General features: G+C 64.8%; 18 protein-coding genes and 1 tRNA gene. 8 read left to right on the top strand and 11 right to left on the bottom strand.

Features of this window, described 5'->3' with window-relative positions; translation table 11 throughout:
* Nucleotides 1–38: 38 nt before the first annotated feature.
* Entirely contained in the window at nt 39–701 is a 663-nt protein-coding gene (gene msrA / locus ACK4FJ_RS01080) for a peptide-methionine (S)-S-oxide reductase MsrA (RefSeq protein ID WP_409762711.1), read from the bottom strand.
* Nucleotides 702–840: 139 nt separating this feature from the next.
* On the opposite strand from msrA, the gene ACK4FJ_RS01085 reads away from it, so the two are divergent.
* Complete coding sequence (locus ACK4FJ_RS01085; protein WP_409762714.1) at nt 841–1,785, top strand: DMT family transporter; 945 nt, start codon at nt 841–843, stop codon at nt 1,783–1,785.
* On the opposite strand, the gene ACK4FJ_RS01090 is transcribed toward ACK4FJ_RS01085, so the two are convergent.
* Nucleotides 1,782–2,462 carry a GntR family transcriptional regulator gene (locus ACK4FJ_RS01090; RefSeq protein ID WP_409762717.1) on the bottom strand — a complete coding sequence of 227 codons (681 nt, stop codon included), beginning with the start codon at nt 2,460–2,462 and terminating at the stop codon, nt 1,782–1,784. The two genes, ACK4FJ_RS01085 and ACK4FJ_RS01090, sit on opposite strands and share 4 nt — an antisense overlap.
* Before the next feature lie 81 nt (nt 2,463–2,543).
* Here ACK4FJ_RS01090 and ACK4FJ_RS01095 point away from each other — a divergent pair, with 81 nt between their 5' ends.
* Nucleotides 2,544–2,882: a DUF1491 family protein gene (locus ACK4FJ_RS01095; RefSeq protein WP_409762720.1), complete on the top strand. Its 339-nt coding sequence runs from the start codon at nt 2,544–2,546 to the stop codon at nt 2,880–2,882.
* Nucleotides 2,883–2,907: 25 nt separating this feature from the next.
* Here ACK4FJ_RS01095 and ACK4FJ_RS01100 read toward each other — a convergent pair.
* Nucleotides 2,908–2,983, bottom strand: a tRNA-Met gene (locus tag ACK4FJ_RS01100).
* A gap of 71 nt (nt 2,984–3,054) precedes the next feature.
* On the bottom strand, nt 3,055–4,197 hold the full coding sequence (gene mnmA, locus ACK4FJ_RS01105; protein ID WP_409764859.1) for a tRNA 2-thiouridine(34) synthase MnmA: 1,143 nt from the start codon (nt 4,195–4,197) through the stop codon (nt 3,055–3,057).
* Between the two features lie 280 nt (nt 4,198–4,477).
* Between mnmA and ACK4FJ_RS01110 the strand changes: the two genes are divergently transcribed.
* On the top strand, nt 4,478–4,909 hold the full coding sequence (locus ACK4FJ_RS01110) for an SRPBCC family protein (RefSeq protein WP_409762723.1): 432 nt from the start codon (nt 4,478–4,480) through the stop codon (nt 4,907–4,909).
* Nucleotides 4,910–4,945: 36 nt separating this feature from the next.
* Here the strand turns inward: ACK4FJ_RS01110 and ACK4FJ_RS01115 are convergent, their stop codons facing one another.
* Together ACK4FJ_RS01115 and ACK4FJ_RS01120 are read right to left on the bottom strand one after the other, a co-directional pair.
* Nucleotides 4,946–5,359, bottom strand: a complete 414-nt coding sequence (locus ACK4FJ_RS01115; protein ID WP_409762726.1) for a DUF6941 family protein — start codon at nt 5,357–5,359, stop codon at nt 4,946–4,948.
* Entirely contained in the window at nt 5,356–5,775 is a 420-nt protein-coding gene (locus ACK4FJ_RS01120) for a hypothetical protein (protein ID WP_409762729.1), read from the bottom strand. Before ACK4FJ_RS01120 ends, ACK4FJ_RS01115 begins: the two co-directional genes overlap by 4 nt.
* Nucleotides 5,776–6,536: 761 nt before the next feature.
* Here ACK4FJ_RS01120 and ACK4FJ_RS01125 point away from each other — a divergent pair.
* Nucleotides 6,537–6,986: a MarR family winged helix-turn-helix transcriptional regulator gene (locus ACK4FJ_RS01125; protein ID WP_409762732.1), complete on the top strand. Its 450-nt coding sequence runs from the start codon at nt 6,537–6,539 to the stop codon at nt 6,984–6,986.
* A gap of 41 nt (nt 6,987–7,027) precedes the next feature.
* Complete coding sequence (locus ACK4FJ_RS01130) at nt 7,028–7,900, top strand: SDR family NAD(P)-dependent oxidoreductase (protein WP_409762735.1); 873 nt, start codon at nt 7,028–7,030, stop codon at nt 7,898–7,900.
* Between the two features lie 7 nt (nt 7,901–7,907).
* On the opposite strand, the gene ACK4FJ_RS01135 is transcribed toward ACK4FJ_RS01130, so the two are convergent.
* Complete coding sequence (locus tag ACK4FJ_RS01135) at nt 7,908–8,396, bottom strand: DUF421 domain-containing protein (RefSeq protein ID WP_409762738.1); 489 nt, start codon at nt 8,394–8,396, stop codon at nt 7,908–7,910.
* 103 nt (nt 8,397–8,499) lie between these two features.
* Between ACK4FJ_RS01135 and ACK4FJ_RS01140 the strand changes: the two genes are divergently transcribed.
* Nucleotides 8,500–9,162 (top strand): glutathione S-transferase family protein, encoded by a 663-nt coding sequence (locus ACK4FJ_RS01140; RefSeq protein WP_409762741.1) that lies wholly within the window; start codon nt 8,500–8,502, stop codon nt 9,160–9,162.
* Here the strand turns inward: ACK4FJ_RS01140 and ACK4FJ_RS01145 are convergent.
* The 3 genes from ACK4FJ_RS01145 to ACK4FJ_RS01155 form a co-directional block, all read right to left on the bottom strand.
* The gene (locus ACK4FJ_RS01145; RefSeq protein ID WP_409762744.1) at nt 9,159–9,938 is read right to left on the bottom strand and encodes a sulfite exporter TauE/SafE family protein; all 780 of its coding nucleotides are present in this window, start codon (nt 9,936–9,938) and stop codon (nt 9,159–9,161) included. The two genes, ACK4FJ_RS01140 and ACK4FJ_RS01145, sit on opposite strands and share 4 nt — an antisense overlap.
* 86 nt (nt 9,939–10,024) lie before the next feature.
* Nucleotides 10,025–10,396 carry a DUF1304 domain-containing protein gene (locus ACK4FJ_RS01150; RefSeq protein WP_409762747.1) on the bottom strand — a complete coding sequence of 124 codons (372 nt, stop codon included), beginning with the start codon at nt 10,394–10,396 and terminating at the stop codon, nt 10,025–10,027.
* The gene (locus ACK4FJ_RS01155; protein WP_409762750.1) at nt 10,393–11,091 is read right to left on the bottom strand and encodes a hypothetical protein; all 699 of its coding nucleotides are present in this window, start codon (nt 11,089–11,091) and stop codon (nt 10,393–10,395) included. Before ACK4FJ_RS01155 ends, ACK4FJ_RS01150 begins: the two co-directional genes overlap by 4 nt.
* 158 nt (nt 11,092–11,249) lie before the next feature.
* Between ACK4FJ_RS01155 and ACK4FJ_RS01160 the strand changes: the two genes are divergently transcribed.
* Nucleotides 11,250–11,870 (top strand): PAS domain-containing protein, encoded by a 621-nt coding sequence (locus tag ACK4FJ_RS01160; RefSeq protein ID WP_409762753.1) that lies wholly within the window; start codon nt 11,250–11,252, stop codon nt 11,868–11,870.
* A 104-nt stretch (nt 11,871–11,974) separates the two neighbouring features.
* Nucleotides 11,975–13,207: an MgtC/SapB family protein gene (locus tag ACK4FJ_RS01165; protein ID WP_409762756.1), complete on the top strand. Its 1,233-nt coding sequence runs from the start codon at nt 11,975–11,977 to the stop codon at nt 13,205–13,207.
* A 3-nt stretch (nt 13,208–13,210) separates the two neighbouring features.
* Here the strand turns inward: ACK4FJ_RS01165 and der are convergent, their stop codons facing one another.
* Nucleotides 13,211–14,623, bottom strand: a complete 1,413-nt coding sequence (gene der / locus ACK4FJ_RS01170) for a ribosome biogenesis GTPase Der (RefSeq protein WP_409762759.1) — start codon at nt 14,621–14,623, stop codon at nt 13,211–13,213.
* Between the last annotated feature and the right edge of the window lie 5 nt (nt 14,624–14,628).

Consider the following 14,628-nt stretch of genomic DNA (forward strand, 5'->3'; position numbering starts at 1 on the left):
CCGCAATATATGCGGCCATAAGTCAGAAATACAGGAAATTATGTGGCGACCTCCAGCCCAACCGGACAGGACACCCCGGTGCCGCCCAAGCCACAGTATCCATTGGGATTTTTCGCCAGATACTGCTGGTGATAGTCCTCGGCGTAATAGAAGTCGGGCGCAGCGAGGATTTCGGTGGTGATCTTACCCCGGCCGGCCTTTTTCAGCGCCGCCTGATAGGCATCGCGCGAGGCTTCGGCGGTTTTGCGCTGGGCTTCGGAATAGACATAGATGCCCGAGCGGTATTGCGTGCCGACGTCGTTGCCCTGGCGCATGCCCTGGGTGGGATCGTGGCTTTCCCAGAAAATCTTCAGCAGCGCGGCGTAGCCGATCACCTTCGGGTCGAACACCACCAGCACGACTTCGTTATGGCCGGTCAGGCCGCTGCAGACCTCTTCATAGGTCGGATTGGGCGTGTAGCCGGCGGCATAGCCCACGGCGGTGGTGTATATGCCGGGCCCGGCCTGCCAGAATTTACGTTCTGCGCCCCAGAAGCAGCCCAGACCGAACACCGCCTGCTCCATGCCAGCGGGAAATGGCGGTTTCAGCGGATTGCCGTTGACGAAATGCTTCGCCGGCACCGGCATCACTGCTGCGCGGCCGGGCAGAGCCTTTTCGCGCGGCGGCATTTCGACTTTGTGACGCGGCACGCTGAACCACATGGCACCAATCCTCCCGGGAGATCGCACAAGGAGATGGGGCCGTCCTGCGCTGGCGTCAAGCCTGCCCTGCGCGCGACCGGGTTTGCGCAGCCCCCCAATCCGGCTAGTGTGCCGGATCAAGCAACCATAACACGCGCTGATGTCTCCCCCCGCCTCGCTCGCCGCCCTGCCCGCCCCGCTTTACGCCCGCCTGTTCGGTTATGGCACGCGCCGCGGCGTGGCCTCGATGATCCTGGGCATGGCCGCCTTTATCATCAACGACACGCTGATCAAGCTGGCCAGCGCCTCGGTGCCGACCGGCCAGCTGATCGCCATGCGCAACATCATGGCAGCCGGACTGATCGTGCTGCTGATCGTGATGACCGGCCAGGCCGCGCATATCCGCCGCGCCGCCGATCGCGTGGTGATCGCGCGCAGCCTGATCGATGTGATCGCCACGCTGTGCTACCTGCTGGCACTGTTCCACATGCCGATCGGCAACGTCACCGCCATCAACATGGCCACGCCGCTGGCGATGACGGCGGCGGCGGCCGTATTCATGAGCGTGCCGGTTGGCTGGCGGCGCTGGAGCGCCATCGCCGCCGGTTTCATCGGCGTGCTGCTGATCGTGCAGCCCGAGGCCGAGGGTTTCAACGCCTATTCCCTGCTGGCGATTGCCGCCGTGGTGTTCATCGTGGCGCGCGACCTGACCACGCGACGCATCGACCACACCATTCCCTCGCTGGTGATCACGCTGACCAACGCGATATTCGTGCTGCTGGGCGCGCTGGCGCTGAGCGCCTGGGAAGGCTGGGTGGCGGTAACCTGGCTGCAGGTGTTGCTGCTGGCGGGCGCCGGCGTGTTCCTGATCGGCGGCTATCTGCTGATCGTGGATGCCTTCCGCCATGGCGACCTCGCCACGGTGGGGCCGTTCCGTTACACCGGCCTGATCTGGGCTTTGCTGTCGGGTTTCCTGGTCTGGGGCGACATCCCCAACCTGCTGGCCTTTGCCGGCATCGTGATCGTGGTGGCGAGCGGCCTGTATGTGCTGCACCGCGAACGCGTGAAGGCGCGCGAGGAAGCGGCCGCGAAGCCGAACAGCTAAGACTGGCGGGTGAACTCTTCCGCCGTCACGTCGGCGGCGCCGATATGGCGGATCATTGCCTGTTCGGCGGCCGGCGCATCGCCCTGCAGGATCGCCTTCACCACCGCATCGTGTTCGGCGAACGAGCTGGCGAGCCGGCCGACCAGGCGGAACTGCGCGCGGCGGAACGGCGACAGGCGGCGGCGCACGGCGGCGGTGTTTTCCACCAGCGCCTGGTTATGGGTACCCTCGTAGATCACGGTGTGGAAGTCGACATTGAGCGCGGCATAGGCCTCGGCCTCGCCGTCGCGCACCATCAGGCGCGAGCGCTCGTGCAGGTCTTCGAGCGTCTTGCGTTCGGCCGCCGTCATGCGCTGGGCGGCATAGCGGGCGCAGATCGATTCCAGTTCGCGCATCACCTCGAACAGGTCGTGCATGTGCTGGCGCGAGGGGATCGCCACCAGGGCGCCGCGATGAGGCCGGATATCCACCAGCCCGGTTTCCACCAGTGCCTTCAGGGCCTCGCGCACCGGCGTGCGGGAGACGCCGAAACGGTCGGCCAGATCCTGTTCCTCCAGCCGCGTGCCGGGCGGCAGCGCGCCCGACAGGATCAGGTCGGCGATGCTCTGGCGCAGGGTGATGGCGAGGGTGGGGCGCCCCGCGGCTTCCGTCTCGATCTCGGGCTTGAGCTGATTCATCGCGGGCCAGTCTAGCAAAGCGAACCCCTACCCTGCTACCGCAGCCTTGCAGGCGACAGCGAACAGGGGCAGGTTGCCGGCATGAGCGAGCCGCGCCTGAAAACCAAGCTGCTGGTGCAGGCCATCCTGCGCCGCTACGACCTGGAGACCATCCCGGCCTATATCCGCCGCAAGGGCGACCCCGATGCCGGCACGGTGCTGCTGAAGATCAGCACCGGCATCAACGAGGCGATCCTGCTGGGCCAGGCGCGCGACGCCGAGGGCCGGGCCGGCTGGCTGAAGATGGGCGGGGCCGAAAGACTTGAGGATGCCGCCGCCGAAGCCCTGATCGAAAAAGCCGTGAAGCGCGACCCCGACCTCTATGTGATCGAGGTGGAGGATGCGAAGGGCCGCCTGCTGGTGGACGGCCTGCTGCTTTAGATTTTCGGAAAGATCGGGCGGAAGATGGTGGCTGGAGGCAGATTTGAACTGCCGACCCAGGGCTTATGAGTCCCTTGCTCTACCAACTGAGCTATCCAGCCTTACCGTCTTCGGCGGCGCATGGAATACGAGGCATCGCCCGGGATGTCAAGCGCGCCGCAACACCTTGTTTCTACGCCGCGATTTCGGCTTTCGCGGGCACGGATTTGCCCGCAGTCCGCGCGATCCAGCCGCCGCCCAGCATGCGTTCGCCCTGATACACCACGCCGGCCTGGCCGGGCGCGATGCCGTATTCGGGTTCGAACAGCTCCAGCCGCGCGGCATTGTTGTCATCGGCGAAGATCGTCGCCGCCACGGCAGGCTGGGCCGAGCGCAGCTTCACGCTCACGGCCAGGCCATCGGCGGGGATCGGATCGCCCAGCCAGTTGAGCTCGCGCAGGTAAACCACACTGCGCGCCAGCGATGCCTTGGGCCCCACCACCACATGGCGTTTCGCCGCATCCAGCCGCAGCACATAAAGCGGTTCAGGCCCGGCGATGCCCAGCCCCTTGCGCTGGCCCACGGTGAAATGGATCACGCCATCGTGCCGGCCCAGCACGCGACCGGCCTCGTCCACGATCTCGCCCGGCTCGGCGGCTTCGGGCCGCAGCTTGGTCACCACCGAGGCATAATCGCCATTGGGCACGAAGCAGATATCCTGGCTGTCCGGCTTGTCGGCCACCGCGAGGCCGAAGTCTTCGGCCAGTCTGCGCACCTCGGGCTTTTCCATATGACCCAGCGGGAAGCGCAGGTAATCCAGCTGCTCCGGCGTGGTGGCATAGAGGAAATAGCTCTGATCGCGGCGCGGATCGGCGCCGCGTAAAAGCTGCGCCTGACCGCCTTCACTCACCACGCGCTGCACGTAATGGCCGGTGGCGAGGCAGTCGGCGCCCAGGTCGCGGGCGGTCTGCAGCAGGTCGCGGAACTTGACCCGCTGGTTGCAGCGGATGCAGGGGATCGGCGTTTCGCCGCGCACGTAACTGTCGGCGAATTCGTCGATCACCGACTGGCGGAAGCGGCTTTCGTAATCCAGCACGTAATGCGGGATGCCCAGGCGCTCGGCTACATTGCGCGCATCATGGATATCCTGCCCGGCGCAGCAGGCACCCTTGCGCGAAATCGCCGCGCCGTGATCGTAAAGCTGCAGCGTGATGCCGATGACCTCATAGCCCTGCCGGACCAGCAGGCCGGCGACCACCGAGGAATCCACGCCGCCCGACATGGCCACCACCACGCGTGTGGACGCGGGGGCCTTCGGGAAACCGAGAGAGTTCAGGGCGGGTGCGGTCATGACGTCTATATATGTGCGGGCGCGGCGGACTATACCCGCGCTTTGCCGCCGGACAAGAAAAGATGGCGGCGGAACTGCACCCGGCCGCGGCGGTTTTGCTTCTGGTCAGGCGTGTTTTGCATCGTTTTGCGCATGTTTTGATGCCTTAACTTATTGAAATGACTTGAACGGACTGTTGCGACCGGTTTGCAGGCCTGCTGGCTGGACAGGCCGGCCGATCCATGAGAACATAACACGAACTTACCATTCCGGCAAGGAGACAGCCATGCTGCCCGCCCCCTCGCAGGCCCCGCCCCTGCCCGCCCGCCATATCGGCGCGACCATCGACCGGCCGTTCGAGCAGGTGAACGCCTTCCTCAGCAATCCGGACAACTGGCCGGCCTGGGCCAGGGGCCTGGGCCGGCTGGAACGCGCGCCGGATCTTCATGGGCTGGGCGGCGCCTGGCGCGCGATCCAGCCGGACGGCAGCGTGGCTACAGTCGTATTCACGCCGCCGAACGACCATGGCGTGTTCGACCATCGCGTGATCCTGGCCGGTGGCCGGATCATCGAAGTGCCGCTGCGCCTGCTGCGCAACAACCGCGGCTGCGAGATCGTGCTGACGCTTTATCGCCAGCCGGAGATGGACGACACGATGTTTGAGAAGGACGCGGCGATGGTGAAGGAGGATTTGGGGAGACTGGCAGCAACGGCATAGCCGCCTTTCCGCTAAGCCTTTTCGAACAATCGTTCCTTATTTTGGTGACTTTACAATACCTACCGGTATTTCGACAATTGTAGTCCAAGAATTGTCATCTTTGTGCCGCCACTGAAATGTCAAATTGCCTGGCTTCTTCACACTGATCGGCACACCTTGGATTACTATTGTTCCCGGATCTTTATTATCTTTCATTGGGAAACGCATATCCTCGCCTTTTGTAATCAAGGCACCATCTTGATCGATCACTTGAAGATCAGCGTTATACTCCCCTTCGCCTTCATATATAACGCGCATCCAAATATTAATTATTACATTCACTGGTAGAGACGGAAACATCATTCCGCCGCTATAGACACCAATAAGAATCTCTTTCCCATTATCTTCTCTTCTTGCGTCATCACAAATAAGCGCGAAGAGAACTTTTATTTTTTTCTTCTGCGTAGTCATTTGGCTTGATCGTTAGGAAACGAAATTACTGCGATATTTTTTGGGCTGCCCGAGATAACAGCCGATTTTAGTTCCATCCAGTGGGGTCCATTCAAATTTCGAGATGGTCGATTGAGAAGTGATGAAGACGCAGGGTCTACCTCTTCTGCACAGATACCCACTAATAGGTCGCTCAGCGTTTCGAATGTCCAATTGCCTGGCGCTCCGAGTAAACGATTCAATACATCCGGACGCTTGTTAATCCTACGCGCCAATTCCGCCTGCGAAAGCCCATTGGCTTGTGCGGTCAAAAATTTCTTCAATACATATTCATAAAAACGATTCTTTGTCCGTTGACGAAGGTACGCCAACTTATGTTCAGGAATTGGGTCACCAACCTGAATCTCAGACAAGAAAGATGTTTGAGACGTAGTCATGAGGAGTGTCCCCTGTGTGCGGATCATAAGTGGGAAACAGCTTTCGCCATTCAGCCTTACACTTGTTAACAATTTGAGGCCAAGCGGGATCGTCAGGTCCGCCTAAGTCTTCCCTGTGGAAATGCATGAGTGCGAGAAAAGTGTCGTATTCACAAAATCGTCCGAACACTCGAATGCCTGGTCGCGGATCACAACTCCTAATTTCCCACACTTCGTCCATGGGAGGGCTCAACCGACACAGATAGGCCGTTTTCTTCTTCTTAAAGGGGTGCTGCCCAACACTGAGAAGTTGCCCTTCCGTGAATTTGTCTAAATCAGCACGAAGGAATCCCATACGCTGCGCCAATGCGGGCGACGGCGAGGTCAGTTCGGTGAGAAGTTCTGTCGACACGAAGATATGCCTTACCGATGGTGACCCAGTAAGGGCATGAGGAAGGTGATGCAGCCGCCCCTGCCCGCATCTGTGATTAATCTCAGATCGTATTGACATATAAGTCAACGTCTTATTTTGTTAAGTGTGTCGTATTGCCGCACCCTTCCTCACGAATTTCCCGGAAATTGATTGCTTACGGCGTAGTTCGGGAAGTTGCGCTGCCTAAAAAGGTCCTCATAGGGATGCGTTTTACTAGATGAACAGAAAAAGAACATAGAGCTTATATCTATTTTTACTATCTCTCGCCGATTCCTTCATGGACAACCGTTCAATAGCGAATATGGGATATTACTTGCATTAGGAAGCATATCGGTATATATCCGGCGGCATGAGCAACGCCACCGCCCTCTCCGCCCTGCTGCGCCTGTTCCGCGCCCAGGCCTTCCTCGATGCCCGGCTGAACCCCGAACTCAATTCGGTGCATGGCCTGGGGCTGAATGAACTGCTGCTGCTGATGCAGTTGGCCCATGCGCCCCTGCATCGCCTGCGCCGCGTCGACCTGGCGCAGCGCCTGCACACCAGCCAGTCCACCATCACGCGCATGTGCCTGCCGCTGGAGAAATCCGGCTTCGTGAAGCGCGAGGCCGATCCGCGCGATGCCCGCGTGGGCTATGTGGTGCTGAGCAAGACCGGCCTCACCCGCGTGGAGGAAGCCGAGAAGACGCTGAAGCGCAAGGCGGCCGAAGTGTTCCGCGACCGCTGGGATTCCGACGAGATCGCCATGCTGGCCGAGCTGCTTGGCCGGTTCACCGCCGCCCTGCCCGGCGACATTCCATAACAAGACCTACAGACCAGCCTCTCAGGCAGAAAGACAAGACCATGAAAATCGGGACTGGACAGGTGGCCGTCATCACCGGCGGCGCCAGCGGGATCGGCTTTGCCCTTGCCAAGGCCCTGCTCGCGCGCGGTGTGACCATCGCGCTGGTGGATATCGAGGCGCCGGCGCTGAATGCCGCCGCAGAGGAGCTTGCCGCCATGCAGCCGGGCGGCAGCGTGGCCGCCTTCACCGCCGATGTGAGCGATGCCGCCACCATGACGGCTTTGGCCCATGAAGTGGCCTCGCGCTTCGGCGGCGTGGACCTGCTGGTAAACAATGCCGGCGTGGGCGGACTGCTCGGGCCCGTGTGGGACAGCCACCCCAACGACTGGCCCTGGGTGTTCGGCGTGAACGTGTTCGGCGTGGTGAACGGCCTGCGCGCCTTTTTGCCGGGCATGCTGGCGCGCGAGCGGGCCGGCCATGCTGCGGGCCATGTGCTGAACGTGGCATCGCTGGCGGGCCTCACCGCGCCGCCGTTTCTCACGGCCTATACGGCGTCCAAGCATGCCGTGGTGGGCCTGAGCGAAAGCCTGGCGCAGGAACTGGCCATCGTGCAGTCGCGCATCCGCGTCTCGGCTGTGTGCCCCGGCGTGGTGCGTTCGCGCATCAAGGAGTCGGTGCGCAACCGGCCGCAGGCGCTGGCGGGCCAGAGCCGCACGCCGCCCGAGATGCTGGCGCGCATCGAGGCGGCCTTTGCGGCGCAGCTGGAAAACCCGATGGAGGGCGAAGACTTCGCCGCGCGCGTGCTGGCCGGCATCGAAGCCGACGAGCCGCTGATCCTCACACACCCTGAGCAGAACCCGCATGCGCTGGCGCGGCTGGAGGGCGTGCGCGCGGCGGTGGCGCGGCAGGCGGGAGACCGGCAGGCGGCGTGAAGGCGATCTAGCGGCGCGGATCGAAACGCGCATCGGGCGGGCGTTTCAGCACGCTGACGCGGCCGTTCGATTCGATCACCACCATGCTGGCCTCGTCCAGGCTGGCCAGGCCATGGGCGCGCAGGCTGGCGATCAGGTCATCCTCGCTGATCCTCTGCGCGCGCACGGCTTTGCGGTCGATGCGGCCCTGCTCCACCACCACGCTGGCATTGCCCTCGATCCAGCGTTCCAGCCGGGGGAAACGCAATGTGAGCTGCTGGATCGACCAGCCGACCAGCAGCAGGGTGGCCATCGAGACGATGCCGCCGGCCAGCGTCTCGTCGCCGCCCAGCATGGCATTCTGCACGGCCTCGCTCACCAGCAGCAGAACCACGAGGTCGGATGGTGTGGTCTGTCCGATCTGGCGCTGGCCGATCAGGCGCAGCAGCCCGAACACCACGCCATAGACCAGCGCGGTGCGGCCGGCCACCAGTAAAAGATCGAGGGGATCGGTCATGGGTTGACCAACGCCGGCGGATGGCGATGGTTCCGCGCAAGCCCCCAATGTCAGGCGACAATTCCGCGCTTGAATGGCGCGTCTGGCGGCCTAGTCTGCCGCCATGCTGAAGATTCTGGGCAAGGCCTCGTCGATCAACGTGCGCAAGGTTCTGTGGGCCTGCGCCGAGATGGACGTGCCCTATGTCCGCGAGGACTGGGGTGCGGGTTTCCAAAGCACCGACGATCCGGCCTTCGCCGCACTCAATCCCAACCGTCTGGTGCCGGTGGTGGTGGATGGCGATTTCGTGCTGTGGGAGTCGAACGCCATCCTGCGCTGGCTGGCGGCGCGCGAGGAACGCTTCGACCTGCTGCCGCGCGCCGATGCACAACATGCCCGCGAGCGGGCGCGGGTCGAGCAGTGGATCGACTGGCAGGCCACCGACTTCAACGCCGCCTGGCGTTATGCCTTCCTGGCGCTGGCCCGCCGCGCGCCGGGTTTCGACGACGCGAAGCAGGTCGAGACTTCGCTGAAAAGCTGGGCCGCGATGCTGGCGATCATCGACGGCCAGTTGCAGAAGACGGGCGGGCATATCGCTGCGCAGGAGTTTACGCTGGCCGACATCCCCGTGGGGCTGGGCGTACATCGCTGGATGATGACGCCCGTCGAGCAATTTGGGGAAACCGCCGGACACGAACGCCCCGCTTTCCCCCATGTCGGCGCCTATTACAACAGGCTGGTCGCGCGGCCGGCTTTCCAGTCGCATGGCAGTGTTGGCGTGGCCTAGCCCAGCAACCAGCGCAGCACAATATACAGCCCGAGCAGCAGCAGGCCGGCATAGAAGACGCGCTTGAAGGCGGTTTCCGACAGATGATGCCGCAGGCGGCGGCCCAGCGCCATGCCGGCCAGCGCCGGCACCAGGCAGGCGGCGGACAGCGCGAGCTGTTCCGGCCCGAGCAGGCTGCGACCGCCCAGGCTGGCGCCGAGGCCAAGGGTGGAGGCCATGAACAAGAGGCCCATGGCCTGCACGAGCTGGTCGCGGCTTAAGCCCAGCGCCTGCAGGTAGGGCACGCCGGGCACCACGAAGCTGCCGGTCAGGCCGGTGAACAGGCCGTTGACGATGCCGGTGAGCGGCCCGGCCCAGGTTTCATGGCGCGCGGCGAGCTTCAGCGGCGGACGCAGCAGCCCGAGCAAAGCGTAGACCACGAGCAGCAACCCGAGCAAAGCGGCCAGCATTTTGCCGTCGACCACGCCGAGCGCAGCGGTGCCGGGCCAGATGGCGATGCCGGCGCAGAGCAGGAAGGGCCAGAGCCGCAGCAGCAGCGCGCGCAGATGGCCGCCATGCAAGGCCTGCCACAGGTTGGTGACCAGATTGGGCGCCAGCAGCAGGATCATCGCCAGCGTGAGGTCCATCGTGGCGGCCAGCAGGCCGAGCGAGATGCTGGGCAGGCCGAGGCCGATCACGCCCTTCACCATGCCGGCGAGCAGGAAGACGGCGACGATCCAGGACAGCGCCAACAGATCGAGAGACTGGACATCGAAAGACTGGACATCAAAAGACATGAAACGACTCCGGAGTGATGACTCCGGGCATCATGGCGCGGAAGCGGCGGGGAATGGTTCGGTACCGGCCGAACTGTCGCGGATGCTCAGAGCCAGAGCAGCAGCAGCGCCAGCACCGCCGGCAGCGTCTGGATATACAGGATCTTGCGCGCCGCCGTGGCCGCGCCATAGAGGCCGGCGACGGCGATACAGGCGAGGAAAAAGCTCTTGATGTGCAGCGCGGCCGCCGCGTCGCCGTATAGCGGCGCGTAGAGCAGGCCGAAGGCGAGCCCGGCGGCGAGGAAGCCGTTATAGAGCCCCTGGTTGGCGGCCAGCACCGCCGTGTCGCGCGCTTTCTCCGGCGTGTTGTTGAAGGCGCGCAGGCCGGCCGGTCTGGTCCAGAGCACCATCTCCAGCACCAGGATGTAGACATGCAGCAGCGCGATCAGCACCACCAGGATATCGGCGAGCAGCATCATGGGGCGAACCACTCCGCGACGGATTTGAACAGGCCCAGGCCGGCGGCCTCGGCCAGGCGGATCTCGGCCCAGGTTTGGCCGAGCAGCACAGATTCCTGGCGCGTGGCGCCATGTTGTCTGAGCAGGCGGCGCAGGCGCTGGGCACGCTGCGCATCGGTATCCATCGGCCGGAACGGCAGCACGAGCAGAGCCTCGGCCTTGCCGTCATGGCGCTGGTTGATCTGTCGCAGCAGCGCACGGCGCGCGGGCGGATCGAGCGGGCCGGTCATTGCCTCGTCGAGCAGCAGGAACAGCCGGCCGTCGAGGCGGGCGATTTTCTCATCGAACTCGGGCGCAGCCGTGATGCGCAATCCGCCATCGCGATCCCGCAGCACCGAAACGACATGATGCAGCGGCAGCAGCAGCACCGAAAGGTGGCAGCCATGATCCAGCAGGGCGAGCGTCACGTCGCGATAATCCAGGCCGAGCCGCGCGGCCCGGCGCAGGCGCGTGGCGACGATCTCGCGCGGCGGCGTCTTCCAGGCCCTGGCATGGGCGCGGCGCCAGGCCACGGCAACGCCCGACATGTCGAGCGGCGGGCCGCCATTGTGGCCAATCCCAGCCAGGCGCGGCGGAACCAGGCCGGAGATCGCCGGAGGCCGGCGCAGCAGGGTTTCCAGATTGGGATGGCGGCTGTGGAAAAAACGGTCGCCCATGGGTCCTCGTTACAATCCCGTAACGCAGTCCAGTCTTCCGCATATGCCGCAGGGCGTCAATCGGGCCGGCTATACCCGTGTCGCGTGGCGTAACCAGATTTCAACTGCCCGGACCGGCGCCGCCTCGCTAGCGTCTCCACCTGCCCCCGGAGCGAGTCATGTCAGTCCTTACCGCCCAGTCCCTGTTTCCCGCCCGCGTCACGTCCGGCCATGGCTGGCCCGAGATTCGGGACCCAAATATGCACACCTTCCTGCGCTGCTGGGCGCAATGGCGCCAGCCGGCGCCGCGTTTCGGCCCGGTGGACGCACCGACCGGCAAGCTGCCGCCACGCCGGCGCGACATCGACCCCATCGCCCTGCGCCACTGCCTGCCGCATCTTTGGATTTTCCGCGTCGATCCGGACCTGCGCAACGCGCGACTCACGCTCGCCGGCGAGGAGATCCTGTTCTACTGGGGCCGCAGCATCATCGGCAACGACGTGAACCAGCTCTGGGGCGATGAACGCCTGGCCCGCACCAGCCTGGACCATCTGGTGCGCTGCGCCGCCACGCCGGCGATCATCCATGGCCAGCCGCAAAACCGCGCGCCGAAGGCCCATGGGCTGCGGATCGAACGGCTGATGCTGCCGCTGATGAACGACGACGGCGCGCCTTTCGGCGTGATCGGCTATAGCCGCTTCGAGCGCGAGACGCACTGGAATACTGCCACGCGGCCGCACCCGAACGAATCCTTGCAGATCTATCCGCTGTCGGAACTGCCCGACACGCTGCCAGATTGAAGGACAGGCCAACTAACAGGGGCCGGACTAGCGGCGCGCCGGACTGACGGAACCGACCCGGGCTGTGCTAGTTTCACGTGGTGCTCTCCGGAGGACTGCGCGTAATGGACCCCCAGATCGTCAAATTCGCGGCTGCCCTTGGCATCGGCCTGCTGATCGGCGCCGAACGCGAACGCCGCAAGGGCGCGCGTTCAGTGGCCGGCATACGCACCTTCACCCTCGCAGCCCTGGCCGGCGCCGCAGCGCAAAGCATCGGCGATGCGCTGCTGCTGACGGTGGCGGTGGCCGGTACCGCCCTGCTCTGCGCCGTCGCCTACCAGCGCCAGGCATCTGCCGCCGAGGCCGCGGACAGCGACGACAATTACGGCCTCACCTCCGAGATCGCGCTGGTGCTGACTGTGCTGCTGGGTGGCCTGTGCATGCTGAAGCCCGTTCTGGCAGCCGGCATCGGCGTCACCGCTGCCATCCTGCTGGCCGCGCGCACGCCGCTGCATGCCTTCGTGCGGCAGACACTGACCGCCGACGAGCTGCGCGATGCCCTGATCTTCGCCGGCGCTACGCTGGTGATCCTGCCGCTGCTACCCGACCGCGCGATGGGGCCCTTCGAAGCCTTCAACCCGGCCAAGGTCTGGATCGTCGTGATCCTGGTCATGGCGATCGGCGGCATCGGCCATATCGCCGTGCGGGCGCTGGGCTCACGCTACGGGCTGCCGCTCGCCGGTTTCGCCGGCGGCTTCATTTCCAGCACCGCGACCATCGGTGCGATGGGCCAGCGTGCCCGCGACGAACAGGCGCGCAGCGCGGCCGTTGCCGGCGCCGTGCTGTCCACCGTCGCCACCGTGGTGCAGATGGCGCTGGTGCTGGCCGCCACCAGCCTGCCCGTGCTGCTGCATATGGCGCTGCCGCTGGCGCTGGCCGGTGCCGCCGCCATCGCCTACGGGGCGATCTTCACTTTCGATGCATTGCGGCGCGCCCGCGACGAGGAAAAAGAACCCGGCCGCGCCTTCAGCCTGAAGGGAGCGCTGGTCTTCGCCAGCCTGCTGGCCGTGATCCTGTTTGCCGCGGCGGCACTGCAGCATTATTTCGGCGCAGCCGGCGTGCTGGCGGCTGCAGCCGCCGCCGGCTTTGCCGATACCCATGCGGCGGCGATCTCGGTGGCCTCGCTGCAGATGGAGCCGCAGGCGGCTGCCATGCCGATCATAGTCGGATTCACCACCAACTCGGTCAGCAAGGCGGTCTTCGCATGGATCGGCGGCGGCATGGCCTATGCCCTGCGCGTCATACCCGGTCTGGTGCTGGTGGCGGGCGCGGCCTGGGTCGGCCTGCTGCTAGGCTAACCGTCAGTCCTCGTCGCGGGCGTAGGGATTCTTGCCCTTGCGCAGATGCATGCGGATCGGCACGCCCTGCAGGTCGAACACCTCGCGCAGCCCGTTGATCAGGTAGCGCAGGTAGGATTCCGGAATGAATTCGGCGCGCGGCGCGAACAGCGCGATGGTCGGCGGCCGCGCCTTCACCTGGGTGGCGTAGCGGATGCGCACGCTGCGCCCGCCGGCCAGCGGCGGCGGATTGCGCGTCGTGACCTCTTCCAGCCAGCGGTTGAGCTGCGATGTCGGGATGCGGCGGTTCCAGCGCTCGTACTGTGCCATCACGGCGGGCAGCAGGCGATCCAGATGCCGGCCGGTGAGCGCGGAGAAGGTAACGACCGGAATGCCACGTGCCTGCGGCAGCGAGGTCTGCAACCGGTCCTCGATCTCCTTCAGCGCCAGCGCACGGTCTTCCACCGCGTCCCACTTGTTCACGGCGATGACCAGCGCGCGGCCTTCCTGCAGTACATGATCCGCGATGGTCAGGTCCTGCTTGTCCATGCCCAGCACGGCATCGAGCGCCAGCACCACCACCTGCGCCATGCGCACGGTGCGCAGCGTGTCGGCGACCGACAGCTTTTCCAGCTTGTGCTCGACGCGCGCCTTGCGGCGCATGCCGGCGGTATCCACCAGTTTCACCCGGCGGCCCTGGTACTCCCATTCGATGGCGATGGCATCGCGGGTCAGCCCCGGCTCCGGGCCGGTCAGCAGGCGGTCGCTGCCGATCAGCTTGTTGATCAGGGTGGATTTGCCCGCATTGGGACGCCCGACCACGGCGAGCTGGATCGGGCGGTTGGGGTCTTCGGCCGGCGCCTCGGCATCGGGATCGATGTCGATATCGGCCTGCACCATGTCGAGTTCGTCGGCATCGTCGGCCGGCACGGCATCGGTGTTGCCCGCGATGTGCTCCATCAAGGCCAGCGAGAGATCGTACATGCCCTCGCCATGCTCGGCCGAAACCGGAATCGGATCGCCGAAGCCCAGGCCATGCGCCTCGGCCACGCCGAAACCGCCGGCGCCGCCCTCGCATTTGTTGGCCAGCAACAGCACGGGGCGCTTCTGCTTGCGCAGCCAGTTGGCGAAATGCCGGTCCAGCGGGGTGACGCCGGCGCGGCCATCGATCACGAACAGCACCGCCGCCGCCTCGCGCACGGCGGCCTCGGTCTGCAGCCGCATGCGGCCGGCCATGCTGTCGTCGTCGGATTCCTCAAGGCCGGCGGTATCGACGGCAGTGAATTCCAGATCGCCGAGATGCGCCGCGCCCTCGCGACGGTCGCGCGTCACGCCAGGCGTATCGTCGACTATGGCGAGCCGCCGGCCGACCAGGCGATTGAACAGCGTCGACTTGCCGACATTCGGCCGGCCGACAATGGCGACTTTTGCGGGCATGACCT

The organism is Ferrovibrio sp. (genome assembly GCF_046297595.1).
Taxonomy (GTDB): Bacteria; Pseudomonadota; Alphaproteobacteria; order Ferrovibrionales; family Ferrovibrionaceae; genus Ferrovibrio.